Genomic DNA, 22711 nt, shown 5'->3' with positions numbered 1-22711 from the left:
AGTTTTTTGCCGAAATAAATTTAATTTTCGCTTTGTTTTCGCACGCCCGGCAGCGTGTAGCTGTTTGTCTGCCAAGTACTTGATTTTTTTATTTTGCACGTTCCTGTTCATAACACCCTTGTGCAATTTGTCTATCTTTACTCTTGTGCCCGGAAGTGTGACTTTTGTACTTCCCTGCCGCAAAAAAGAGACCGCCGCACAAAATGCTGTGCAGCAGTCTCGTCCTGAAAATTTTATGCGATTCACTCATCCAGATAATCCCGCAGCAGCTTCGCGCGGCTGGGGTGGCGCAGCTTGCGCAGCGCCTTTGCTTCGATCTGCCGCACCCGTTCCCGGGTCACGTTGAACTCCTTGCCCAGCTCTTCCAGCGTGCGGGCACGGCCATCCTCCAGACCAAAGCGCAGGGTGATGACCCGCTCCTCCCGGGGCGTCAGGCTTTTAAGGACGTGCAACAGCTCCCGCCGCAGCAGCTGACGCCCGGCTTCGTCCACCGGGACACCGGCATCTTCGTCCTGAATAAAGTCCTCTAAATGGGCGTCCTCTTCCTCCCCCACCGGCGTTTCCAGACTGATGGGCTCCTGCGACAATTGCAGCAGCTCCCGCACCTTGTCCGGTTCCATATCCAGTGCGACAGCGATCTCCTCCACGGTGGGCTCCCGTCCATTTTTATGCAGCAGGTCGCCCGCCGTTTTCTTGACCCGGTTGATGCTCTCCACCAGATGCACCGGGATGCGGATGGTGCGTCCCTGATCCGCAATGGCGCGGGTGATGGACTGACGAATCCACCACGTTGCGTAGGTAGAGAACTTGAAGCCACGCTCCGGCTCAAATTTTTCCGCCGCCTTCATCAGGCCAAGGTTGCCTTCCTGAATGAGATCCAGAAAAGGCAGTCCCCGCCCGGCGTAGCGCTTGGCTACCGATACCACCAGCCGCAGGTTTGCTTCGCTCAAAGCGCGGCGGGCATCTGCATCTCCGGCGCGGGCAGCCTTTGCCAGTGCCATCTCCTGCCCGGCGGTCAGCAGCGGCACCCGGCCGATCTCCTTTAAATAGGTCTTGACCGGGTCATCCAGCGCCACACCCTCTGAGGACAGCTCATTCTCCAGCCTGCCGATCTGTGCATCGTCCAGCACGGGCAGCTCGGCAGGTTCCTCTGCCAGATGGACGCCCCGCTGCTCCAGCGCCGCGTAGAGTTCATCCAGCTGTGCAACATCGAAATCCGTTTCCTCCATGGCGCGGCTGATCTGCTCCGGGGTCAGGGTGTGGCGCCGCGCCTTTGCGGCAAGGCTGCGGGCAAGTTCTTCCGTTTGCGACAATTTCTGCATGATTCCTGCTCCTTTTCTCTCCAGCTCCAGCCGGAGGGAAAACAGGGATCAGTCTTGTTCGGGCAGCGTCCCCTGCTTTTTTTCGCGCATCGACTGAAGATACTGTGTGATCTCATCGCCGGACATTGCAGCAGCTTTGCTTGCAACCGGCATTCCCCGGGCGATCCTGTCCAGATACAGATGGATATCCTCCGGTGTGCAGTTCACATCGCTGTATTGTGCCGCAAGTCGGCTCAGTTCATTCAATGCTTCTTCGCTTGCAAATGCCCGCAGTGCCGTCAGGCTGAGCTCCACGCCCTCCCGGCTGCAATTGAGCATCGCTTCGTATAGTTCCTTCTGCTGCGGCTGGATGAATTGCTCCGCCGTCAGCTGCTGTTTAGCCAGTTCCAGATACCGCGGCTCCCGCAGGATGGCCGCCAGCAGCCGCTGCTGGGCGCTGGCAATGCCCAGTGCCTGACTGCCGCCTGCGCTGTAAGGCACCTTGATCTGATCCATCTCGCCGGAATGCAGCCGCTCGTGGTTTTTCTCCCGGCGGTACTTGCCGCCTGCCCGCTTTGCTGCGGTGCCCAGCTGCGCCAGAATGGCGGTTTTGGAGATGTTGGTCTCCTCTGCCAGCCGCCCGGCGTACACCTCCTGCTCGGTGGGGTTAGAGCGCTCGGCCAGCATTTCCACAGCTTCCTTTACATATTGCAGCCGCTGCGCATCCTGCGAGAGATCGTACTGATCCCGCAGGCGCTTGAGCCGGAAGTCCAGCGCGTTGCCCACCCCGTCCAGAAGTGCCTGAAAGCGCTCCGGGCCGTATTTTTTGATATACTCGTCCGGGTCCTTTGCACCGGGAATCTGCAAAACGCCCACCTTTACCGGGCTGTTGCGGAACAGCTCCAGCGAGCGCAGGGTCGCCTTCTGACCGGCCTCGTCCGAGTCGTAGCTCAGAATGACTTCGTCGGCATACTCGCTGATGATGCGCACCTGCCCGGGGGTCAGCGCGGTGCCGCAGGCGCAGACGGCAGTGTCGATGCCCGCCTGCTGCATACTGATGACGTCCATGTAGCCCTCGCACAGCACGAACCGCCGGGAGGCGCTGCGCTTTGCGATCTGCATGGCAAACACCGTCTCAGATTTGTGGTAGACCAGCGTCTCCGGGCTGTTGACGTATTTGGGCTTGGAGTCGTCCATCACGCGCCCGCCAAAGGCAATGATGTTGCCGCGCAGGTCAAAGATGGGGGTCATGACACGCTTCCAGAACAGGCAGTAGATGCGCCCGGACTGGCTGCGCTTGAACAGGCCGCTGGCATCCAGCTCCTGCTGGTTGTAGCCTTTATCCCGCAGGTACTGGTACAGCGCCTGCCCATCGTTGGGGGCATAGCCCAGCCCGAACCGGACGATGGTCTTATCGTCCAGCCCGCGCCGCCGCCAGTAAGCGCGCGCCTGCCGTGCCTCCTCCACGGTAGAGTTCAGGCAGGCATGGAAGAAGCGGGCGGCCTCCTTGTTCATGGAAAGCACCCGGCTGCGCAGGCGTCCCGTCTTATCGTCCTCCTGCGGTTCCGGCATCCCGGCGCGGGAAGCCAGCATCTTGATGGCTTCGCCGCTGCTGATATTGTTGATCTTTTTGACAAAGCTGATGGCATCTCCGGCTGCCTGACAACCGAAGCAATAAAAGCTTTGGGTGTCCGGGTACACATAAAAGGACGGCGTTTTTTCGCTGTGAAAAGGGCACAGCCCGCCGTACAGCCGTCCCTTGCGTTTGAGCTGCACATAGCTGCCCACCAGCTCCACAATGTCGGTGCGGCGGGTAAGCTCCTCGATGTATTCGTGTGGGATCATGTTGTTTTAAACGACCTCTCCAGTTTTAAAGGACGTGCCATTTCTGGGGCACGAACAGTTCTTCAAAGGTGCGGATGGCAAACTCATCGCTCATACCGCTGATGTAGTCGGTGACGGCGCGCTCCCGTCCCTCCTGATAGGCCAGCTGCACATAAAAGTTGGACATCTGATCCACATGGGTCAGGTAGTATTCGTACAGCTCCGCGATAAGCTTGTCCACCTTCTGCTCCTCACGCTTGGCGTTTTTATCCACATACACGGTCGTGTACATGAAATCCCGCAGAGCAAGGAACGCTTCGTATTCCTCCGTGCCCATGCGGACATCCCCCTCGCTGTGGGTGAGAATGCTGTTGATCATGGTGGTGATGCGGGCAGATTTGGTCTGTCCCAGCACTGCCGTGCAGTCCTTGGGCAGGGTGGCAGCGTCCAGCACACCGGCGCGCACGGCGTCCTCGATATCGTGGTTGACAAAGGCGATCTGATCCGCCAAGCGCACGATGCGTCCTTCCGGGGTAGCTGCCCATGTGCCCTTGGTGTGGGTAACGATGCCGTTCCGTACCTCCCATGTCAGGTTGAGCCCTTCGCCGTCCTTTTCCAGCCGGTCCACCACACGCAGGCTTTGCATATAGTGGCGGAAGCCGTCCGGGCAAAGAGCATCCAGTGCCTTTTCTCCCGCGTGACCAAAGGGGGTATGCCCCAGATCATGCGCAAGGCTGATGGCCTCGGTCAGATCCTCGTTCAGGCGCAGACCACGGGCAATGGTGCGGGCGATCTGCGAGACCTCCAGCGTATGGGTCAGCCGGGTGCGGTACAGGTCGCCTTCCGGCGAAAGGAACACCTGCGTTTTCTGCTTGAGACGCCGGAAGGCCTTGCAGTGCAGCACCCGGTCGCGATCCCGCTGGAACACCGGGCGCAGCGGATCCTGCGGCTCCGGCACAGCTCTGCCGCGGCTTGCATCGCTGAAGGTCGCCCACGGCGCAAAGGCAAGATGCTCGATCTCTTCGGTTCTCCGGCGCACATCCATACAGATCCTCCTTTTGTTTTTCGGGTTTCTCCCCTCCCCTCTGCGCGCAGCCGATCCCAATTGCTGCGCTGCAGCAATTGTAGCACATCGGCCGTGTCGAAGGGGGAAGTTCGGTGTCGGTTTGCAAAAAAGACTTTGTTTTTTAAAATGGTGCGTAGAACGGGTCAGACACCGTCACCTGAGCGCTGCCCCGGGTCAGCTCCCGCAGCTGCTCCAGCAGCGGGGCTTCGGTGTGTTCCGGCATCTGCCAGCGCAGGGTAACACGGTCCGTAAACTCCGGCGGTGCCTGTTTTGCCCCGGCGGCATCAATGAGCAGGGACGCACGCTCGTAAAGGGCGTAATCCACCGTTACCTGCAGCTCCACCACACTGCGCACTGTGACGACCTCCGCGTTTTCCAGTGCGCGGGCGGTGGCGGTGGTGTAAGCGCGCACCAAACCGCCGGTGCCCAGCAGCACCCCGCCAAAGTAGCGGGTGACCACCACGATCAGGTCGGTCAGGCCACTATGCTGCAGCACCTCCAGCGCGGGCGTACCGGCAGTCTTTGCCGGCTCACCGTCATCGGAATAGCGCTCGCGGTTGCCCGCCCGCAGGCGGTAAGCGTAGACGTTGTGCCGCGCGGTGCGGTTAGCCGCCCGCACCTGCTCCAGAAAGGCAACGGCGGCTTCCTCGCTGTCGGCAAAGGAGAGCTGTGCGATAAAGCGGCTCTTTTTCTCTTCATATTCGCCGGTGGCCGTGCCCCGGACGGTGCGGTAATCCTCCACGTTAGATCCTCCTGATAATAACTCAGAATAAGTATAACACAAACGGGCGCAAATAAAAAGACTGACGAAGCCTTGCGGCCCCGTCAGTCTTTTATAAGAAGAAAGCAGTTGATCACTTGGTAAAGATCTGGATCCACTGATGACCCCAGGTGCTGTTGCTATTGTAGTAGTAGCCAACACTCATCTTGCGAGCCTCAGGGTTCAGGATATTGGCGCGATGGCCTTCGGAGTTCATCCATGCGTTGACGACCTCTTCAGGAGAGACGCTGCCCCATGCGGCATTCTCGCCGGTGGGGGTATCGGTAACGCCGTAGTCCTTCAGGACGGTAAAGCACTTGGAGCCATCGGGGCGGACGTGAGAGTTTACAACGGCGATCTCCTCGGCGCGGGTCTGTGCAGCGGCGGTCAGATTATCATCGCCCATTTCCAGAGCGGTCAGACCGTACTTTGCGCGCTGAGCATTGACCAGATCCAGAACTTCCTGACGGTAGTCCTCGGTGTGAGAATTTTCAGGGTAAGAGAAGATCAGCACCCAGTAATTGTTGTAGACGCCGCCCTCGTAGTGACCAACGCTCACGGTGGTGGCATCAGCGTTCAGGATGCGCTCGCGGGTAAAATCGGTAGCCATCCACTGATCCATTGCGGAATCGGGGGTGGAGCAACCGGCCATGTAGTTCTCGCCGATAGAAACATCGCTGATGCCGTTCTCTGCCAGAACGGTGAAATCGCGCTGACCGTTGGGACGAACGTAGGAGTAAGAAACTGCCAGCTCCTCGGCACGCTTCATTGCAGCGGCATTGTGGCTGCTGTCACCCAGAGCAACGGGAGCCAGACCAGCCTGTGCGCGCTCGTTATTGATCAGGGTCAGGAAGCTGCGCTGGTAAGCGTCTTCCTCAAAGTAGGAGTTCTCTTCCTCCACGGAAGCGGCAGCAGGCACGGCAGCCTGTGCTGCGTTTGCGGTGACGGGCTTGAAGCCTGCAAAGCCAAAAACCACAGCCAGCGTCATAGCAGCTGCTGCGATATTCTTCATGGTACTCATTGCACGCTTCATAAGATTGCCTCCGGTCTGCTGCCTTATACAGTGTGATGTTGTATGCTGCAACTTGTTTGCAACTCTGTCGTATCACATCTGCAACTCTTGTGTCACAAGAGTATCACAAAACCATACAGACGTCAAGAGGTTCAAAGGCTAATTTGCAGAAAAAATACAGATTTTTTAAAATTTCCCCGCTCTTTTACCGCAACTCAAGCGTAACAAAAGCTCCGAAAACGTTACAGTTGTGTTGCGCTTCTCTTCAAAATCAGCCAAGTGCAACAGCTTCCGCACACTTTCCGGGCTGTTCCGATGCCTACCGGAGTGTATATTATCGGATTTTTATACATCATTTTGCATATCAATGCTTTGTGTACGCTTTTGTGGCGCTTTGTTGCGTTCCTGTCTGCATTCTCTTCTTATAAGGAGATTTCGTTTCAAATAAGCACACAAAAAAGGGGCTACTGCACATCACTTTGTGCAACAGCCCCTCCGGGTTGTATTTTACTGTTTTTCCTTGCGATCTCCCACAAGCTTTTTCAGTTCATCAAGAAAGCTTTCCACATCCGCAAACTGGCGGTAGACCGATGCAAAGCGGATATAGGCCACCTCGTCGATCTTTTTCAGTTCCTGCATGGTCAGCTCGCCGATGCGCACACTGGGGATCTCGCGGTCGTAGGAGCTGAACAGAGACTGTTCGATGCTGCTGACGGCGTGCTCCAGTGCTTCATAGCTGACAGGACGCTTGGCGCAGGCACGCAGCATGGCATTGAGCAGCTTCTGCCGGTCAAAGGGCTCGCGGGAGTTATCCTTTTTAATGACCACCAGCGGCACCGTTTCCACCACCTCATAGGTGGTAAAGCGCATATGGCAGTTCAGGCACTCGCGGCGGCGGCGGATGCGCTCGTTGTCTTCAGTCGGGCGGGAGTCGATCACCTTGGATTCCTCCGCACCGCAATAAGGGCACTTCATCGTTTGTTCCTCCGCCTTAGTCTTTCTTTTTCCTGCGCTCGCTCCACAGCACCCATGCCGAGGTGGAAACACACAGAGAGGTGTACACACCGCTGATCATACCCATCATCAGCGGGAACGCAAAGGTAAAGATGCTGTCCAGACCGTAGAGCTTTGCCACGATGCACATGACGCCCAGTGCCATCACGGTGGTGATGGTGGTGATCAGGGTGCGGCGGGCAGACTGGTTGACCGACTGGTTGACCAGCTCTTCAAAGCCAGCCTTTTTACCCATCAGGGCGCGGTTCTCGCGGATACGGTCGTACACCACAACGGTATCGTTGATGGAGTAGCCGAGGATGGTGAGCATAGCGGCGATAAAGTTGCCGTCCAGTGCGGTGCGCAGCAGCACAAAGGTGCCGAACACCACCATCAGGTCGTTGACCAGCGCCAGCACTGCCATCATGCCGCCGGTCAGACCGCCGATGTTCTTGAAGCGCAGGGCGATATACAGCAGAATGAGCACCAGTGCAAACAGCACAGCCACCAAGCTCTTCTGCAGGAACTTGGTGCCCATGGCTGCGCTGACGTTGCTCAGGGACAGCTGGGTGAACTGGTTATCCGGGTAGTTTTCGTTCAGGGAGTCCAGCAGGTTCTCCACCTGCTCGGTGGTCACAGTCTCGGTGCCGGGCATGGAGATCTTCAGGGTCTGGTCGCCGGTGGCTACGTTCTCGCCGGTCTGCAGGGTCAGACCGGTGTTTTCCAGCGCCGCTGCAGCGGTCTTTTGTACAGTGGCTTGGTCAAAGCTGCCCTCGTAGGACAGGGTGATCATAGCACCGCCGGTGAACTCGGTATCCAGATGCACACCGAACACCACGGCGCACAGCAGAATGGCTACCATCAGGCAGGCGGAGATGGTCAGGAACTTTTTGCGCAGGGACACGAAATCCACCGGCTTCTTTTCGGCCTTTTCCTGCACGGGCTTTGCAGCACCGTACAGCCACGGATTGCGCAGTGCCTTGATGGCGGCTGCACCGCGGATCATCACACGGGTAGCGAACACACCGAACACGAAGTTCAGCAGCACGCCGGTAAGCAGCGTATAGCCGAAGGCGTAGATGGTGCCTGCGGTAGAGGGGCCGAAGGCAAAGAACACAAAGTGCAGTGCCTTGGCAAACAGACCATCCGAGGGGCCGAAGGCGCCCATGAGCACGATAGCCACGATGACGATAGTCACGTTGCCGTCAATGATAGGGGTCAGGCCACGGGCAAAGCCGCTCTTCAGGGCGCCGTCCAGAGATTTGCCGTTTTTCAGCTCCTCTTTGATGCGCTCGGCGGTGATGACGTTGGCATCCACGCCCATGCCGATGGCCAGAATGATACCTGCGATGCCGGGCAGGGTCAGGGTAAAGCTTTCAAATACCGGGAAGTAGCCGGACACAAAGGCCAGCGTAGCCGCCACCTGACCGGCCAGCGCGATGCAGGCCAGAAAGCCCGGCAGACGGTACAGCACCGTCATGAACACCACGATGAGGGCAAAAGCGATCAGACCTGCCAGCACCATGGCACCAAGGCTGTTTTCGCCCAGACTGGGGCTCACGGTAGAGTAGCTGTCCACGCTCAGGGCAAAGGGCAGCGCACCGGAGTTGATCTGGCGTGCCATCTTGACCACGGCGTCCTGCGTAAAGGGATTAGAAGCCGAACTGGTGATGATGGCCTGTCCATCGGTAATGGCGGTGTTGACGGTGGCGGTGCTCACGTTCTCGTCGTCCAGCCAGATGCTGATGCTGCCCTTATCGGCGGCCAGCTTGGTGGTGGCATCGCCAAAGGCCTTGGCACCCTCGGTGGTAAACTTGAGGGCGACGTAATACTCTGAGCTGCCGCCGTTGCTCACAGCGCCGTACTGCGCCGAGGCGCTTTCGACCATGGAGCCGTCCAGGATCAGCTCACCGTCCTTGCTGGCTCCCTCGCGGAAGGTCAGATAGGCGGTGGTGCCGATCTCCTGAATGGCGGACTCGGGGTCAAAGTCCGTCTCGCCGGACTGCCACGGGAACTCCAGGATCAGGCTGTCGGAATTGTTGTCCACATACAGCTCGTAGTCCGTCACGTTCAGCGCGACCAGACGGTTCTCGATAACCAGACGGGCGGCATCCAGCTGCTCGTCTGTGGCATCGTAGCCATCCGAGGGCACAAAGGTGACGTTGACGCCGCCTTTGATATCCACACCAAAGCGGATATCCTTTGCACCTTTGATATAGGTGGTGGTCACATCGCCGTATTTTGCTGCCACGCCAAAAAAGGCGGTGTAGACAAATACAACGATCAGCAGCGCGGTAACGACCAGCTGCCATGCTTTGCCTTTTGTTTTCATAAATCAGGGAACCTCCAAAAGCGGCGGCTGTGCAGCCGCAGCCGTTTTTGTTGTGAACCGCAAGTTTTGCCAACGGCTCCTCTCCTCACAGAGCAGCCGTCGTGCCGGCCTTTCTGTGATAAAACTCCCCTGCCGGCCCTGCAAAGAGCCCCGCAGAGGAGAATATACAAGTTATTTCAAGCCTTAGGCCATATCAGCCAGCAGCTTTTCCACAACGGCCAGACGCACACAGACGCACAGCAGCTCGGAAGCGGTCTCCACCTCGTCCAGACTGGGATAAGTGGGTGCGATGCGCAGGTGAGAATCCTGCGGGTCCTTGTGGTACGGATAAGCAGAGCCTGCGCCGGTCAGCACCAGACCTGCATCCTTGCACAGTTCTGCCACGCGCTTGGCGCAGCCGGGCATGACATACAGGCTGATGAAGTAGCCGCCCTTGGGGTTGGTCCAGTGGGCAATATCGCCGCAGGGGGTGAGGTTGGCGGCAAAGGCGGTCTTGACGGCATCAAAGCAGGGCACCAGACGGCGGCGGTGCTTTGCCATGTGTGCCAGAACGCCCTCCTTGTTCTTCAGGAAGCGGACATGGCGCAGCTGGTTCATCTTATCGTAGCTGATGATCATCACTGCAAAGCGCTTGCACATATACTTCATGCTGTTGTCGCTGCAGGCAATGGCAGAAACGCCGGCACCCGGGAAGGTGATCTTGCTGGTGGAGGTGAACATGAACACGCGATCCTGCGTGCCGTACTTCTTGCTCACGTTCAGCAGAACAGGAGTCTCGATGATCTCCTCGGTCAGGTGATGGACGATGTAAGCCTCGTCCCAGAAGATCTTGAAATCCGGGGCTGCGGTCTTCATCTTGGCAAAGCGCTCGATGGTCTCATCGCTGTAGGTGTAGCCATCGGGGTTGGAGTACTGCGGCACACACCAGATACCCTTAATGGTATCATCCTCTGCCACCAGCTTTTCCACAACGTCCATATCGGGGCCGTTGGGGGTCATGGGCACACTGATGAGCTCAAAGCCGAACTCTTCGGTGATGGCAAAGTGACGGTCATAGCCGGGCACCGGGCAGAGGAACTTGCGCTTCTCCACCTGAGACCACGGACAGGGAGACTCCGGGAAGCCAAACACATAACCGATGTTGATGAGGTTATACATCAGCTGCAGGCTGGAGTTGCCGCCCACGAACACCTCGTTGGGCTTTACGCCGAACACATCTGCAAACAGGGCGCGGGCCTCGCTCAGACCCTCCAGCTCGCCGTAGTTGCGGGCATCGGTGCCTGCATCCGTGGTGTAGTCGGTCATCTTCAGCAGGTCCATTGCCAGATCCATCTGGTGGGGGCCGGGCTTGCCGCGTGCCATATTCAGCTTCAGACCCTTTGCCTGAAACTGCTTGTATTCCTCTTCCAGCGCTGCCTTTTCAGCGGTCAGCGCAGCGCGATCCATCTCGTGATAATTTGCCATTGAAAACACACTCCTTTATAGTACTTCCTGTTACCCAGTTATATGGCTCGTCTTTTGCGGTATGCCCCTGCCAGAGAGCACATGCCGCACGCTCCACATTTTATTATTATAGTACATTTTCCTGTCAGAAACAAGAATTTGAAAGCAAAAAGCCCTGCCAAAAGCAAAAAGCTTTCGAAACAGGGCTTTCAGGCGGGTGCGCTCCCCTGCTGTGCGGCAATGCCGTCAGCTGAGAGCGACCTGATTTTTATAGCGTTTGCGCACAGCGCCGTATTCCAGATGTGCTTCGCCGCCCTCCACAGTGTCCTCGTCCACGGTCACGCGGATAATGGTGGCATCGCTGGGCACCTCGTACATGATGGGCAGCAGAATGCTTTCCATCACGCTGCGCAGACCGCGGGCACCGGTCTTGCGCTCGATGGTCTTGCGGGCAATGGCGTGCAGAGCTTCGTCCGTGAAGGTAAGCTCCACGTTATCCATGCCCAGCAGCTCTTTATACTGCTTGACCAGACTGTTGCGGGGCTCCTTGAGCACGCGCACCAGTGCATCCTCGTCCAGATCATCCAGCACGGTGATGACCGGCAGACGGCCGATCAGTTCCGGGATCAGGCCGAACTTAACCAGATCGTGGGGCTCTACCTTACGCAACAATGCACGCTCAGCCTCGGTGGAGTTATCCTTCAGCGCGCTGCCGAAGCCCAGCGCGGACTTATCGGTGCGGCGCAGGATATACTTGTCCAGACCATCAAAGGCACCGCCGCAGATGAACAGGATGTTGGTGGTGTCGATCTGGATGAACTCCTGCTGCGGGTGCTTGCGGCCGCCCTGCGGCGGCACGTTGCTGACAGTGCCCTCCAAGATCTTCAGCAGTGCCTGCTGTACGCCCTCACCGCCCACATCGCGGGTGATGGAGGGGTTTTCGCTCTTGCGGGTGATCTTGTCGATCTCATCAATGTAGATGATGCCGATCTGTGCCTTCTGCACGTCAAAATCCGCCGCCTGGATCAGTTTGAGCAGAATGTTCTCCACGTCCTCGCCCACATAACCGGCCTCGGTAAGGGTGGTGGCATCCGCAATGGCGAAGGGCACGCCCAGCATCTTGGCCAGCGTCTGGGCCAGCAGGGTCTTGCCCACGCCGGAGGGACCCAGCAGCAGCACGTTGGACTTTTGCAGCTCCACGTCGCCGCCCTTGCCGCTGAGGATGCGCTTATAGTGGTTGTAGACTGAAACGGACAGCACACGCTTTGCCTCGTCCTGACCGATGACATACTGATCCAGACCTTCCTTGATCTCAGCCGGGGTCATGATGTTGATATCCAGATCTGCGGCAGCGGGCTGGACATGGGCGCGGCTTGCGCTGCCGCGAGCCGGACGGGCGCTTTTGGGCTGATCCGGCTTGTCAGAGAGCAGATCGTGGCACAGGCCGATGCACTCGCTGCAGATATTGACCCCGGGGCCAATGATCATGCGCTCCACTTCGTCCTGATGCTTGCCGCAAAAGCTGCAAACCAGATCTTTTTCGTTTTTGCCGGAATTGTTATTTGCCATAGCTGTTTTTCCTTATCCTGGATAGATTATAGCGGTTTACCGGTGGGCAATGACCTCATCGATCAGGCCGTATTCCTTTGCCTGCTGCGCGGTAAGGTAGTTGTCGCGCTCGGTGTCCTGCTGGATCTTTTCCAGCGGCTGGCCGGTGTACTCGCTGAGCATCCGGTTCATCTTATCGCGGATATAGACCATGTGCTCGGCATGGATCTTGATATCCGTAGTCTGGCCGGAAAGGCCGCCGCCCTGACCGCCGATCAGCGGCTGGTGGATCATGATCTCGGCGTTGGGCAGCGCAAAGCGCTTGCCCTTGGTGCCGCTTGCCAGCAGAAATGCGCCCATAGAGGCAGCCATGCCCATGCAGATGGTGGAAACATCGCACTTGATATACTGCATGGTATCATGGATGGCCATACCGGCACTGATGGAACCGCCGGGGCTGTTGATATACAGGCTGATGTCCTTATCCGGGTCCTGCCCTTCCAGATACAGCAGCTGCGCCACCACAAGGCTTGCGGTGGTATCGTTGACATCCTCGCTCAGCACGATGATGCGATCGTTCAGCAGACGAGAGAAAATATCGTAGGAACGCTCTCCGTGCGCCGACTGCTCGACAACGTAAGGAACAAAACTCATAAAGTTCGCCTCCTGAAATGGTTTAAGTTTATTGGCAAAATTGACCGATACGGGTCCCCTTGTAAAGTTCAGCCGTACCGGTCAATTTTAACAACCTTTGATAAAACGCCTGCGGCGCTTTACAGAGCCCGGCACTGATTACTCAGCGTCAGCAGCCTTCTCAGCCTCTGCGGGCTTCTCCACGATGTTAGCGTGGCTCTTGATGAAGTCGATGGCCTTGGTGCGAGCCAGATCCTGCTTCAGATCCTCAACGTTGATCAGCTCACGCACCTTGTCCTCTTCCATCTTGTACTGGTCAGCAATGCGCTTGATCTCGGCATTGATCTCGTCCTCGGAAGCCTCGATGTGCTCAGCAGCAGCAACAGCCTCCAGAGCCAGACCGATCTTGACCTGCTTCTCAGCCTGCGGCATGAAAGCGGCGCGGAACTGCTCCATGGACTGACCCATATACTTCAGGTAGTCCTCCAGACGCAGACCCTGCTGCTCCACACGGAAAGCAAAGTCGTTGACCATCTCGTCCATGCGGACATCGTACATAGCCTGAGGGATCTCGCCCTCCATGCTCTCGATGACCTGATCGACCAGAGCATTCTCGACAGCCAGATCGTCCTGCTTGTCCAGCTGCTCCTGGTTGTTCTTGCGGATGGAAGCCTTGAACTCGTCCAGAGTGTCGTACTCAGAGCAGTCCTTTGCCAGCTCATCATCCAGAGCGGGCAGCTCCTTGTACTTGACCTCGTGCAGCTTGATCTTAAAGACAGCTGCCTTGCCAGCCAGCTCAGCAGCCTGATACTCGGTGGGGAAGGTGACGTTCACATCGAACTCCTCGCCGGCGGAGTGGCCAACGACCTGCTCCTCAAAGCCGGGGATGAAGCTGCCGCTGCCCAGAGTCAGGTTGTAGTGCTCAGCCTTGCCGCCCTCGAATGCGACACCGTCCACAAAGCCCTCGAAGTCGATATCAGCGATATCGCCATTCTGAGCAGCGCCCTCACGGGTCAGCTCACGGGCGTTGCGCTCCTGCACACGCTTCAGCTCAGCGTCCACAGCCTCGTCGGTAACAGTATGGACAGTCTTTTCCACGGTCAGACCGTTGTAGCTGCCAACCTTGACCTCGGGCTTCACGGCGACCTTCACGGTCAGGGTAGCGCCCTCTGCCTCGCTGGCAGAATCCACGGTGACCTCGGGACGGCCCACGGGCTCCACGCCAGCTTCCTTAGCGGCAGCCTCGAAAGCCTCCGGGAACAGCTCGTTGATGGCGTCATAGGTAAAGACGTCTGCGCCGTACATCTTCTCGATCAGAGCCTTGGGAGCCTTGCCCTTGCGGAAGCCCTGCACAGGGTACTTCTTGCCCTCTTTTTTGAAAACATCGGCAACAGCCTTTTTGAAAGCTTCTGCGTCGATGGAGAACTGCAGTTCTGCCATGCTCTTCTCGAGCTTTTCACACTTGATGAGATTCATTTGTTTATCCTCCACTCAAATATTCTATTGCTCCGGGCAGGAAGTTTTTGCCCTGAGCAACCGCGCACCACGTCCTTGCTGTATGCACACGGAATGCGGGGACGCGCGCGCTCAATTGGGTGCAACAATCGCGTCAAAACTTATTATAGCACGCTCTGGACACAATTGCCATACCAAATTTTTAAATTTTGTCGTTTTTGCCCTTTTGTACCGCCGTTAATTGATGCGGTAGGGGCAAAAACGCAGGCCGTCGGCACTTACCAGCTTGTACCGGATGCCGTCCACCTCGCCCTGTACGGCAAACCGGATGGCGTTGCCATGCAGATGCCCGTAGAAGCAGGTCTTGATGCCGAACTCCTTCAGGGTGGCTACGATCTCCGGGGCACTGGTGCCGGTGTAGACAGGCGGATAGTGCAGGAACACCAGCTTTTCCAGCCCGGGCTCCGCAGCCTGCAAACTCATGCGCAGACGGCCGATCTCGCGGTTCATCACCTTTTCATCATGGGGTTCCCCCACATCGAACAGCCAGCCGCGGGTGCCGCAGATGGCGTACCCCTCCACACTGTAAGAATTGTTGTGCAGGATATGCAGGGTATCAAAGCCCTCGGCCTTGAGGTAGGCGTTCATCTTGTTGGCGGTGGACCACCAGTAATCGTGGTTGCCCTTCATGATGATCTTCTGCCCGGGCAGCTGCTGCAAAAAGGCAAAGTCCTTGCGGGTATCGGTCAGGCGCATAGCCCAGCTGATATCCCCCGCCAGCACGATGGTATCCTGCGGGGTGATGAGCTTGCGCCAGTTTTTCTCCAGCCTGTCCACATAATCGTTCCAGCCGGGAAAGATATCCATCGGCTTGGATGCGCCCAGAGAAAGATGGGGATCGCCAAGCACAAAAAGTGCCATAGTCTGTTTACTCCTGTTCTGTCTGTCCGCAGAAGCTTATGCCTGATAGCCCAGCGCCACCTCGGCGATCTGTTCCGGGGCAATGACCGTATCAAAGCGCTCCGGCTTGCTGCGCAGAGCGGCAAGGCTTGCCGGTGCGGCATGACCGGTGGCAGCCTCCAGCTGCTGCATGGCTTCAAAATCGTTTTCCGGAGCAGCTTTGCCCAGTGCGCTCAGCACACTGCGGGGGAACTTGAAGGGCGATGCGGTGGAAAGCACCACCATGGGCACGCCCTGCCGCTTTTTCTGTGCAGCCACATGGAAAGCCACAGCGGTGTGGGTATCGCACAGGTAGCCATCCTTTTCGTAGCGGGCACGGATCTCCCCTGCCACCTCGTCCTCGCTGCTCCAGCCGCAGGAGAAGGTCTGCTGAATGGCGGCCAGCGTCTCGGGACGGACGGTGTAGCTGCCGGTGGCAGCCAGCTGCTGCATAAAGCCTGCTACCTCGGCATCGCTGCCGGTCACATGGTACAGCAGGCGCTCCAGATTGGAGGACACCAGAATGTCCATGCTGGGCGAGGTGGTCTTGAAGAACTCCCGCTTTGCGGTATAAGTACCGGTGGTGAGGAAATCGGTCAGCACGTTGTTCTCGTTGGAGGCGCAGACCAGCTTGCCCACAGGCAGACCCATCTGCTTTGCGTAATAACCGGCAAGGATATCGCCGAAGTTGCCGGTGGGTACGCAGAAGTCCACCTCGTCGCCGAAGGTGATCTTACCGGCCTTGAGCAGCTGGGCGTAGGCGGCAAAATAGTAGACGATCTGCGGCACAAGGCGGCCCCAGTTGATGGAGTTGGCGCTGGAAAGACGGATATTGCGCTTTTCCAGCTCGGCAGCGATGGCCTTATCGCCGAACACCTTCTTCACGCCGGTCTGGGCATCGTCGAAGTTGCCGCGTACGGCGTACACAGCAACATTAGCGCCCTCCTGCGTTGCCATCTGCAAACGCTGGATCTCGCTGGTGCCGCCGGTGGGGTAGAACACGGCGATCTCCACACCGGGGATATCATGGTAGCCGTCCAGTGCTGCCTTGCCGGTATCACCGCTGGTGGCCACAAGGATCAGGGTCTTTTCGGTGCGTCCCAGATTCTTTTTTGCTTCCACCAGCAGCTTGGGCATCAGCTGCAGGGCGTAATCTTTAAAGGCGCAGGTCGGGCCGTGCCACAGCTCCAGGGCATAGGTGTCCCCTTCCACCGGGGCAAGATAGCCTGCCTTGCCGCCGAAAGCAGCGCCGTAGGTGCTGCGGGTGGCGTCGGTCAGGAAAGCGGGGTCATAATCGGTCAGGTACTCCCGCACAACAGCTGCTGCCAGCGCAGGATAGTCCAGCCCACACAGGGCTTTTACATCCACCTGCGGAAAACTTTCCGGCACAAACAGGCCGCCTTCATCGGACAGACCCTGTGCGATTGCCTGAGAAGAGGTTACTTTGCGGTTCTGATCTCTGGTACTGAAAAACTGCATGGTCATCGCTCCTTTTCGCCATGGAACGTGCCGGGCACGTTCCCGGTTGCACGGCAAAATCCTCGTTCTGCCGCATACTTCCCACCGGTGCCACGGTTTCTGCCTAAGGTGTATCTGAAAACAAAGAAAATGACGGATATTTCGCAAGCACAAGCGGGATTTAAGGCAAATAGCCGCAGGAATCCTTTGTGGATTTCAAGGCTGTTTAACGCAAAATCCAACTGTGCTTGTAGAAATAGACTAAATTTTCGACTTTTCAGATACACCCTTAGGGTTCGCAGAGAAAGGCACCCTTTATAATATGTACCATCCAGCGCCCGCTGTCAAGAGGAACTACCTCTGCAACGTCAAAACGCACCGGTTCTTCGCTTTGGCCGGTCTGCTGCAAATACCCTTGTGCAGCGCAGATCAGCCGGCGTTGCTTGGCCGGGTCTACGGCAGCAGCGGGGCGCTGCAGCATCCCTTGGCTGCGGGTCTTTACCTCGCAGATGACGATGGTGCCGTCCGGCTCCCGCAGCACAAGATCCAGCTCTCCCATGCGGGTATGATAATTATGCGCCAGCAGCTGCGCGCCCTGCTTCTGATACCAGCGGGCAGCGGCAGCTTCTCCACTGCGGCCGGTCTCGGCGCGGTTCATTTGCCGCTCTCCGGCCAGTAGCCCTGCTTTTTAAGGAAGCTGCGGCGGTAGAACGGCTGGATGCCGTACTGCGCGATCAGCTCATAGTGCAGCTTTGTGGGGTAGCCCTTGTGCTTTGCCAGCTGATACTGCGGGTACTGCTTGTCCAGTTCCAGCATATAGCGGTCACGGCTGACCTTGGCCAGCACCGAGGCTGCGCCGATGCTGGCGCTGGTGGCATCGCCTTTGACCACCGGCTGTGCCGGGATCTGCAAGCCTGCGGGGGTGCGGTTGCCGTCAACCAGCACCAGATTAGGCACGATGTCCAGTTCTTCCACCGCCTGCTGCATCCCGCCCATGGTGGCGTTCAGGATGTTTTCCCGGTCGATGACCTCCGGCCCCACAAAAACGATGCGGTAGGCCAGCGCTTTTTCGCAGATCTCATCAAACAGTGCTTCGCGCTTTTTCTCGGTCAGCTTTTTGGAATCATTGATGCCGTACACCGGGTTTTCCGGGTCCAGAATACAGGCCGCTACGCAAACAGGGCCGCAAAGCGGGCCGCGCCCAGCCTCGTCCACACCGGCAAAGCAGCCGTACTGGCTGCGCACCTCAGCGTCAAAGGCGTACAGCGGCGCCGAGATCTCCTCATCCGAGCGGCGCTTCATTCCTCGTCCTCCTCGGCAAAATCGGTCAGGTCATCCCGCTGCGGCGGGCGCTCCAGAGAGATACGTCCCCACTTGCAGGCGCGGAACTCGTCCACCAGCATGATGGCACAGCGCTCGGTGTTCACCTCGCCGCCGCGCACCAGCAGCCCGCGCTTGCGGCCGATGGCTTCCAGCAGCTCGTAGGGCGGCAGTGCCAGCGTTTCAGCATCCAGCTTGTAGCGCTGTGCCACAAGGTCGGGATAGTTGCGGCGCACCTCGTCCAGCAGGTTCATGGCCAGCTCTTCCACATCCAGAATATCGTCCTTGATGGAGCCGATAAAGGCCAGATTGGAGGCGATGGTCTTGGAATCGAACTTTTTCCACAGCACGCCGGGCATATCCAGCAGATCAAACTTTTCGGTGCTGACCCACTGCTTGCCCTTGGTCACGCCGGGGCGGTCTGCCGCCTTGGCGCGGGCAGAGCCTGCAAAGGTGTTGATAAAGGTGGATTTGCCCACGTTGGGGATGCCGCACAGCATCACCTGCGTTTTGGCACCGCCCATGCCGCGGTTCTGGCGGCGCTCCAGCAGGCCGGAAAGTTCCTTTTCAATAGCCGCCTTCACGGCGTTTGCGCCGCCCTTCTGCTTGGCGCTGATGGCCACGCAGCCGGCATCTGCGGCGCGGAAGTAGCGGATCCACTCCTCAGTCACAGCCGGGTCGGCAAGGTCGGCCTTGTTCAGCGCATAGAGCTTTGGCTTGCGGTCGGTGATGCGCTCGATCTCCGGGTTCAGGCTGGAAAGCGGAATGCGCGCATCCAGCAGCACAAGGCTGGCATCAACGTGCTGGATCTCCTGCTCCATCATGCGCAGGGTCTTGGTCATGTGGCCCGGGAACCACTGAATATTGTACTGGTTTGCAAACCGGGTATCCATTTCGTTCATTTTACCACCCCAAAATCTGTAAAGGGCATAAAGCACAGCAGCACCTTGCCCAGAATATCACGCTCGTCAATGCAGCCGACATAGGAGGAGCGGCTGTCCAGCGATTCGTTGCGGTTGTCCCCCATCACAAACAGGGTGCCCTCCGGCACCGTGAACGGGAACTGCACATCGTAGCCCAGATAGGTAGGGGCTGCAATGTAGTCCTCCTGTAAAAGTTCGCCGTTCACCGTGACCGTACCGGCGTCGTAGTCGATGCTGATGGTGTCGCCGCCCTTGGCGATGATCCGCTTGACCAGCGGTTTACCGTAGACGGTGTAGCTATCCACGATAACCACATCGCCCCGCTGCGGGGTGTAGCCTGCCGCCCAGACGATAAGCTTATCGCCGTGGGTCAGGGTGGGCACCATAGAGCGCCCGTCCACCTGAATGATGCGGAAGAAAAACGAAAAGATCAGTACCAGCACCAGCGCTGCGGAGATAAGCGCTTCGTACCATTCCAGTATGCCCTGTCCGCGCACTGCGGGGGCAGACTGCTGCTGTTTTTCCATAGCTTAGCCACCAGCCTTTCCTGATTTTACACATACGCCCGGGCTTTGAAAAAGAAAAAAGGGACAACAAGTTGTCCCTTTTCTCCCGGTTTCAAATCGGGGATGATCAAATATCGCTCTTGACCTTGGCAGCCTTGCCCGTACGGCCACGCAGATAGAACAGCTTTGCGCGGCGGACCTTACCCTTGCGGACAACAGTGACCTTCTCAACGAAGGGGCTGTTGACGGGGAAGACACGCTCGATGCCGACACCGTAAGCCACGCGGCGAACGGTGAAGGTCTCTGCAACGCCGCCGTGCTTCTTAGCAATGACAGTGCCCTCAAAGGCCTGAATGCGCTCACGGTCGCCGTCCTTGATACGAACATCAACGCGGACGGTATCGCCAACGTTGAACTGAGGCTTTTCAGCCTTGATACTGCCTTCAGAAATAATCTTCAGTGCGTCCATTTTTGAATCCTCCATTTGTTTTTAGACGTTCATGCACGGCATAGCCGTCAGAGGACCGCCCGTTTAATGATAAATACTTGTCATTAACCCCGCTGTGGTCTCAGCGGACACTAACGCCCTAATAGGATAGCACAAAACCGGCTTGAATGCAAGCAATTTGGCGAAAAATCTTGCAAAAATTTTCTGTTTTGCATGATAGACGGACTTTTGCGCCGCTTCAGGCAAACAGCTGCTGGTCTGCCGTCAAAAATTTGGTGCGCAGGATATTGGCGCTTGCGGCTGGCAGGCCGAACTTTTCTTCCAGAAAACCGGTGAGCAGCGAGGGGTTCAGGTTCAGCTCCTGCGCGGCAGGCAGGCAAAGTTCCAGCTGCACAGTGTCCCCCAGTGCGGTATAGCGCAGCTGCGGGATATGCTCTTTAAGGTCTATGATCTTTTTGCCGCGCTTGCTGTGCTTTTCCACGGGGGCTGTCTCCAGCGCGTTATACTGCTCCAGCACCGCAACGGCAGCCGCCGGGTAGCTGATGCGGTAACAGGCAAAGGCGATGCTGTCCGCTTTCATCTCCACCGGAGCCACCCGGGTAACGTGGATACCGGCGGGCATAATGGCGTTGAGCGCAGTCTGCCACTGGGCAAAATCCGGGGCTTCCGCCTCGGTCTTAACGTCCACGCACTCGCACTCGCTCTCCTGTCCCAGAGAGAGCGGGCAGGCAAAGGTCATGTAGATATGGGGGTTGAAACCCAGCGTATGCCACACCGGCAGACCGCTGCGCTTGAGCACCCGCTGCATCACCCGCTGCAAGTCCAGCAGGGAGATATAGGAGGCTTCATTTTTCTTTTCAAACGAGATTCTGACTGTAATCAAAGCAGGGACCTCCTAACAGATGGTTGGCACCGCAGGCGTTGCAGGCACGGTTGCAGGGCGGGGTGGTCTGGGCAGCCAGAGCCTTGTTGTACTCCCGCACCAGATACTCGTGGGTGATGCCGTAGTCCATATGCGACCACGGGGTCACCTCGTCCAGCGCGATGGGGCGCTGGCAGTAGAAGGCGGGGTCGATGCCCAGATCCGCAAAGGTCTGCATCCAAGTATCGTACTTGAAGCACTCTTCCCAGCCATCGAAGTAGCAGCCGCGCTTATAAGCCTCCACGATGACCGGGGCAAGGCGGCGGTCGCCCTTGGCGAACACGCCCTCCAAAAAGCTGGTGGTACTGTCGTGGTAGTTCACCTTGATCTTGCGGCTGTGCACGCTTTCCAGCAGGTGCTTCTGCTTGGCCTGCAGGGTCTCGGCGGTATCCATGGGCACGAACTGGAAGGGGGTGTGGGGCTTGGGCACAAAGCAGGCGCAGCTGATGGTCACCTGCACGCCGCGTCCCTTGGCGTGGTTCGTGTTCTTGTAGTAGAGGTCTACCACCTTCTGGGCGGTCTCGGCAATGCCCTCGATATCCTCCATGGTCTCGGTGGGCAGACCCATCATGAAGTAGAGCTTGACCGAAGTGTAGCCCGCATTGAAAGCGATGGTGCAGGTCTTTTCGATCTCATCCCAAGTGACGTTTTTATTGATGACGTTGCGCAGACGCTGAGTACCGGCCTCGGCGGCAAAGGTCAGTCCGCTCTTGCGCACCTTGGTTGTTTTTTCGATGAGACTCTGGGAGAAGTTGTCCACACGCAGGGAGGGCAGCGACAGGCTGACGTGCTCCTTGGGTGCCCACTCGTTCAGATCATCCAGCAGCTCTTCCAGCTGACCGTGGTCGGAGGTGGAAAGGCTGGAAAGGCTCAGTTCCTCGTAACCGGTGTTGGCACACAGATCCTGCGCGGCCTTGTTCAGCAAACTGGCATCGCGCTGGCGCATGGGGCGGTACAGAAAGCCCGCCTGACAGAACCGGCAGCCGCGCACGCAGCCGCGCAGCACCTCGATGCTGGCGCGGTCCTGAATGGCACCCACCATGGGCACCACAAAGTTGGTGGGCGGGGCGAACTGGTTCAGATCCTTGATGATGGCCTTGGTGATGCGCGCCGGAATGCCCGGCTCGTTGGGGGTGATGGCCTTTACTCTGCCGTCCTCGTGGTAGGTGACATCGTAGAAAGCCGGGATGTACACGCCCGGGATCTTTGCAATGTTGAGCAGCAGCTGCTTTTTGGAGATGCCCTCTTTCTTTGCCTTTTCGATCTCAGCGCAGATGGCGGGCAGCTGGTTCTCGCCCTCGCCCAGCTGGATGACGTCAAAGAAATCCGCGATAGGCTCGGCGTTGCAGGCGCAGGGGCCGCCCGCTACGATCAGCGGCCAGCGGTCGTCACGGTCTTTGGAATAGAACGGGATGCCAGCCAAGTCCAGCATGGCAAGGATATTGGTGTAGGAAAGCTCGTACTGCAAGGTAAAGCCCACGGCGTCAAAGGCCGTGAGGGGGTCTTTGCTCTCCATGGTGTACAGCGGCAGCTGCAGGCGCTCCATCTCCGCCTTCATATCCAGCCAAGGCATAAAGGCGCGCTCGCACCACCAGTTCTCGTGGCTGTTGAGCAGTTCGTACAGGATCTTTTCGCCCAGAAAGGACATTCCCACCTCGTAGGTATCCGGGAAGCAGAAGGCAAAGCGCACATCTACCTTATCCTTTTCTTTATAGATACTGCCGGGCTCGCCGCCGGTATAGCGGCCGGGCTTCTGCACCCGTCCCAGCGCTTCTTTCAGTTTGGGATCAAACATCGGGTCCTCCATAAACAATCCGTTTTTTGCGTT

General features: G+C 57.9%; 20 protein-coding genes. All 20 read right to left on the bottom strand.

The window, feature by feature from the left end; genetic code table 11:
* Positions 1 to 242: 242 nt before the first annotated feature.
* Complete coding sequence (gene rpoD / locus C4N24_RS00215) at positions 243 to 1322, bottom strand: RNA polymerase sigma factor RpoD (protein ID WP_112089818.1); 1080 nt, start codon at positions 1320 to 1322, stop codon at positions 243 to 245.
* A gap of 48 nt (positions 1323 to 1370) precedes the next feature.
* Positions 1371 to 3146, bottom strand: coding sequence for a DNA primase (dnaG, locus tag C4N24_RS00210; protein ID WP_112089817.1), 1776 nt, complete (start codon positions 3144 to 3146; stop codon positions 1371 to 1373).
* 25 nt (positions 3147 to 3171) lie between these two features.
* Positions 3172 to 4170 carry a deoxyguanosinetriphosphate triphosphohydrolase gene (locus tag C4N24_RS00205; protein WP_112089816.1) on the bottom strand — a complete coding sequence of 333 codons (999 nt, stop codon included), beginning with the start codon at positions 4168 to 4170 and terminating at the stop codon, positions 3172 to 3174.
* Positions 4171 to 4312: 142 nt separating this feature from the next.
* Complete coding sequence (locus C4N24_RS00200; protein WP_005926201.1) at positions 4313 to 4933, bottom strand: IMPACT family protein; 621 nt, start codon at positions 4931 to 4933, stop codon at positions 4313 to 4315.
* Between the two features lie 112 nt (positions 4934 to 5045).
* The gene (locus C4N24_RS00195; protein WP_112089815.1) at positions 5046 to 5984 is read right to left on the bottom strand and encodes a CAP domain-containing protein; all 939 of its coding nucleotides are present in this window, start codon (positions 5982 to 5984) and stop codon (positions 5046 to 5048) included.
* Positions 5985 to 6470: 486 nt separating this feature from the next.
* Positions 6471 to 6938, bottom strand: a complete 468-nt coding sequence (nrdR, locus tag C4N24_RS00190) for a transcriptional regulator NrdR (protein WP_112089814.1) — start codon at positions 6936 to 6938, stop codon at positions 6471 to 6473.
* A gap of 16 nt (positions 6939 to 6954) precedes the next feature.
* Positions 6955 to 9288 carry a protein translocase subunit SecF gene (gene secF, locus C4N24_RS00185; protein WP_112089813.1) on the bottom strand — a complete coding sequence of 778 codons (2334 nt, stop codon included), beginning with the start codon at positions 9286 to 9288 and terminating at the stop codon, positions 6955 to 6957.
* Between the two features lie 183 nt (positions 9289 to 9471).
* Positions 9472 to 10752, bottom strand: a complete 1281-nt coding sequence (locus C4N24_RS00180; protein ID WP_112089812.1) for an aminotransferase — start codon at positions 10750 to 10752, stop codon at positions 9472 to 9474.
* Positions 10753 to 10977: 225 nt separating this feature from the next.
* Positions 10978 to 12300 (bottom strand): ATP-dependent Clp protease ATP-binding subunit ClpX, encoded by a 1323-nt coding sequence (gene clpX, locus C4N24_RS00175; RefSeq protein ID WP_112089811.1) that lies wholly within the window; start codon positions 12298 to 12300, stop codon positions 10978 to 10980.
* A 36-nt stretch (positions 12301 to 12336) separates the two neighbouring features.
* The gene (clpP, locus tag C4N24_RS00170) at positions 12337 to 12933 is read right to left on the bottom strand and encodes an ATP-dependent Clp endopeptidase proteolytic subunit ClpP (protein ID WP_015538544.1); all 597 of its coding nucleotides are present in this window, start codon (positions 12931 to 12933) and stop codon (positions 12337 to 12339) included.
* Positions 12934 to 13071: 138 nt separating this feature from the next.
* The gene (gene tig, locus C4N24_RS00165) at positions 13072 to 14388 is read right to left on the bottom strand and encodes a trigger factor (protein ID WP_112089810.1); all 1317 of its coding nucleotides are present in this window, start codon (positions 14386 to 14388) and stop codon (positions 13072 to 13074) included.
* 216 nt (positions 14389 to 14604) lie between these two features.
* On the bottom strand, positions 14605 to 15288 hold the full coding sequence (locus C4N24_RS00160; RefSeq protein ID WP_097783957.1) for a metallophosphoesterase: 684 nt from the start codon (positions 15286 to 15288) through the stop codon (positions 14605 to 14607).
* 36 nt (positions 15289 to 15324) lie between these two features.
* A complete protein-coding gene (thrC, locus tag C4N24_RS00155) occupies positions 15325 to 16791 on the bottom strand; it encodes a threonine synthase (RefSeq protein ID WP_112089809.1) in 1467 nt (488 codons plus the stop codon).
* A gap of 262 nt (positions 16792 to 17053) precedes the next feature.
* Entirely contained in the window at positions 17054 to 17422 is a 369-nt protein-coding gene (locus C4N24_RS00150) for a YraN family protein (RefSeq protein WP_112089808.1), read from the bottom strand.
* Positions 17419 to 18066: a ribonuclease HII gene (locus C4N24_RS00145; protein WP_112089807.1), complete on the bottom strand. Its 648-nt coding sequence runs from the start codon at positions 18064 to 18066 to the stop codon at positions 17419 to 17421. Before C4N24_RS00145 ends, C4N24_RS00150 begins: the two co-directional genes overlap by 4 nt.
* Positions 18063 to 18986 carry a ribosome biogenesis GTPase YlqF gene (gene ylqF, locus C4N24_RS00140; protein WP_112089806.1) on the bottom strand — a complete coding sequence of 308 codons (924 nt, stop codon included), beginning with the start codon at positions 18984 to 18986 and terminating at the stop codon, positions 18063 to 18065. The genes C4N24_RS00145 and ylqF overlap by 4 nt, the downstream gene beginning before the upstream one ends.
* A complete protein-coding gene (lepB, locus tag C4N24_RS00135) occupies positions 18983 to 19534 on the bottom strand; it encodes a signal peptidase I (protein WP_055184269.1) in 552 nt (183 codons plus the stop codon). The genes ylqF and lepB overlap by 4 nt, the downstream gene beginning before the upstream one ends.
* Positions 19535 to 19640: 106 nt before the next feature.
* Positions 19641 to 19982 carry a 50S ribosomal protein L19 gene (gene rplS / locus C4N24_RS00130; protein ID WP_015538550.1) on the bottom strand — a complete coding sequence of 114 codons (342 nt, stop codon included), beginning with the start codon at positions 19980 to 19982 and terminating at the stop codon, positions 19641 to 19643.
* Positions 19983 to 20199: 217 nt separating this feature from the next.
* Entirely contained in the window at positions 20200 to 20844 is a 645-nt protein-coding gene (locus C4N24_RS00125) for a TIGR03936 family radical SAM-associated protein (RefSeq protein WP_112089805.1), read from the bottom strand.
* Complete coding sequence (locus C4N24_RS00120) at positions 20819 to 22678, bottom strand: TIGR03960 family B12-binding radical SAM protein (RefSeq protein WP_055184265.1); 1860 nt, start codon at positions 22676 to 22678, stop codon at positions 20819 to 20821. Before C4N24_RS00120 ends, C4N24_RS00125 begins: the two co-directional genes overlap by 26 nt.
* Positions 22679 to 22711 lie beyond the last annotated feature (33 nt).

It is taken from the genome of Faecalibacterium prausnitzii, assembly GCF_003287405.1.
In the GTDB taxonomy this organism is placed as follows: Bacteria; Bacillota; Clostridia; order Oscillospirales; family Ruminococcaceae; genus Faecalibacterium; species Faecalibacterium intestinale.
Note: the sequence above shows the minus strand (reverse complement) of the source record. Positions and strands in the feature narration are given on the sequence as shown.

What these genes read in the sequence shown, in the direction of transcription:
- C4N24_RS00195 (WP_112089815.1), bottom strand. Translation starts at nt 5,984, where the DNA reads ATGAAGCGTGCAATGAGTACCATGAAGAATATCGCAGCAGCTGCTATG.
- ylqF (WP_112089806.1), bottom strand. Translation starts at nt 18,986, where the DNA reads ATGAACGAAATGGATACCCGGTTTGCAAACCAGTACAATATTCAGTGG.
- C4N24_RS00120 (WP_055184265.1), bottom strand. Translation starts at nt 22,678, where the DNA reads ATGTTTGATCCCAAACTGAAAGAAGCGCTGGGACGGGTGCAGAAGCCC.
- clpX (WP_112089811.1), bottom strand. Translation starts at nt 12,300, where the DNA reads ATGGCAAATAACAATTCCGGCAAAAACGAAAAAGATCTGGTTTGCAGC.
- C4N24_RS00145 (WP_112089807.1), bottom strand. Translation starts at nt 18,066, where the DNA reads ATGAAGCGCCGCTCGGATGAGGAGATCTCGGCGCCGCTGTACGCCTTT.
- lepB (WP_055184269.1), bottom strand. Translation starts at nt 19,534, where the DNA reads ATGGAAAAACAGCAGCAGTCTGCCCCCGCAGTGCGCGGACAGGGCATA.
- C4N24_RS00205 (WP_112089816.1), bottom strand. Translation starts at nt 4,170, where the DNA reads ATGGATGTGCGCCGGAGAACCGAAGAGATCGAGCATCTTGCCTTTGCG.
- nrdR (WP_112089814.1), bottom strand. Translation starts at nt 6,938, where the DNA reads ATGAAGTGCCCTTATTGCGGTGCGGAGGAATCCAAGGTGATCGACTCC.
- C4N24_RS00160 (WP_097783957.1), bottom strand. Translation starts at nt 15,288, where the DNA reads ATGGCACTTTTTGTGCTTGGCGATCCCCATCTTTCTCTGGGCGCATCC.
- thrC (WP_112089809.1), bottom strand. Translation starts at nt 16,791, where the DNA reads ATGACCATGCAGTTTTTCAGTACCAGAGATCAGAACCGCAAAGTAACC.
- C4N24_RS00180 (WP_112089812.1), bottom strand. Translation starts at nt 10,752, where the DNA reads ATGGCAAATTATCACGAGATGGATCGCGCTGCGCTGACCGCTGAAAAG.
- rpoD (WP_112089818.1), bottom strand. Translation starts at nt 1,322, where the DNA reads ATGCAGAAATTGTCGCAAACGGAAGAACTTGCCCGCAGCCTTGCCGCA.
- tig (WP_112089810.1), bottom strand. Translation starts at nt 14,388, where the DNA reads ATGAATCTCATCAAGTGTGAAAAGCTCGAGAAGAGCATGGCAGAACTG.
- secF (WP_112089813.1), bottom strand. Translation starts at nt 9,288, where the DNA reads ATGAAAACAAAAGGCAAAGCATGGCAGCTGGTCGTTACCGCGCTGCTG.
- dnaG (WP_112089817.1), bottom strand. Translation starts at nt 3,146, where the DNA reads ATGATCCCACACGAATACATCGAGGAGCTTACCCGCCGCACCGACATT.
- rplS (WP_015538550.1), bottom strand. Translation starts at nt 19,982, where the DNA reads ATGGACGCACTGAAGATTATTTCTGAAGGCAGTATCAAGGCTGAAAAG.
- C4N24_RS00150 (WP_112089808.1), bottom strand. Translation starts at nt 17,422, where the DNA reads ATGAACCGCGCCGAGACCGGCCGCAGTGGAGAAGCTGCCGCTGCCCGC.
- clpP (WP_015538544.1), bottom strand. Translation starts at nt 12,933, where the DNA reads ATGAGTTTTGTTCCTTACGTTGTCGAGCAGTCGGCGCACGGAGAGCGT.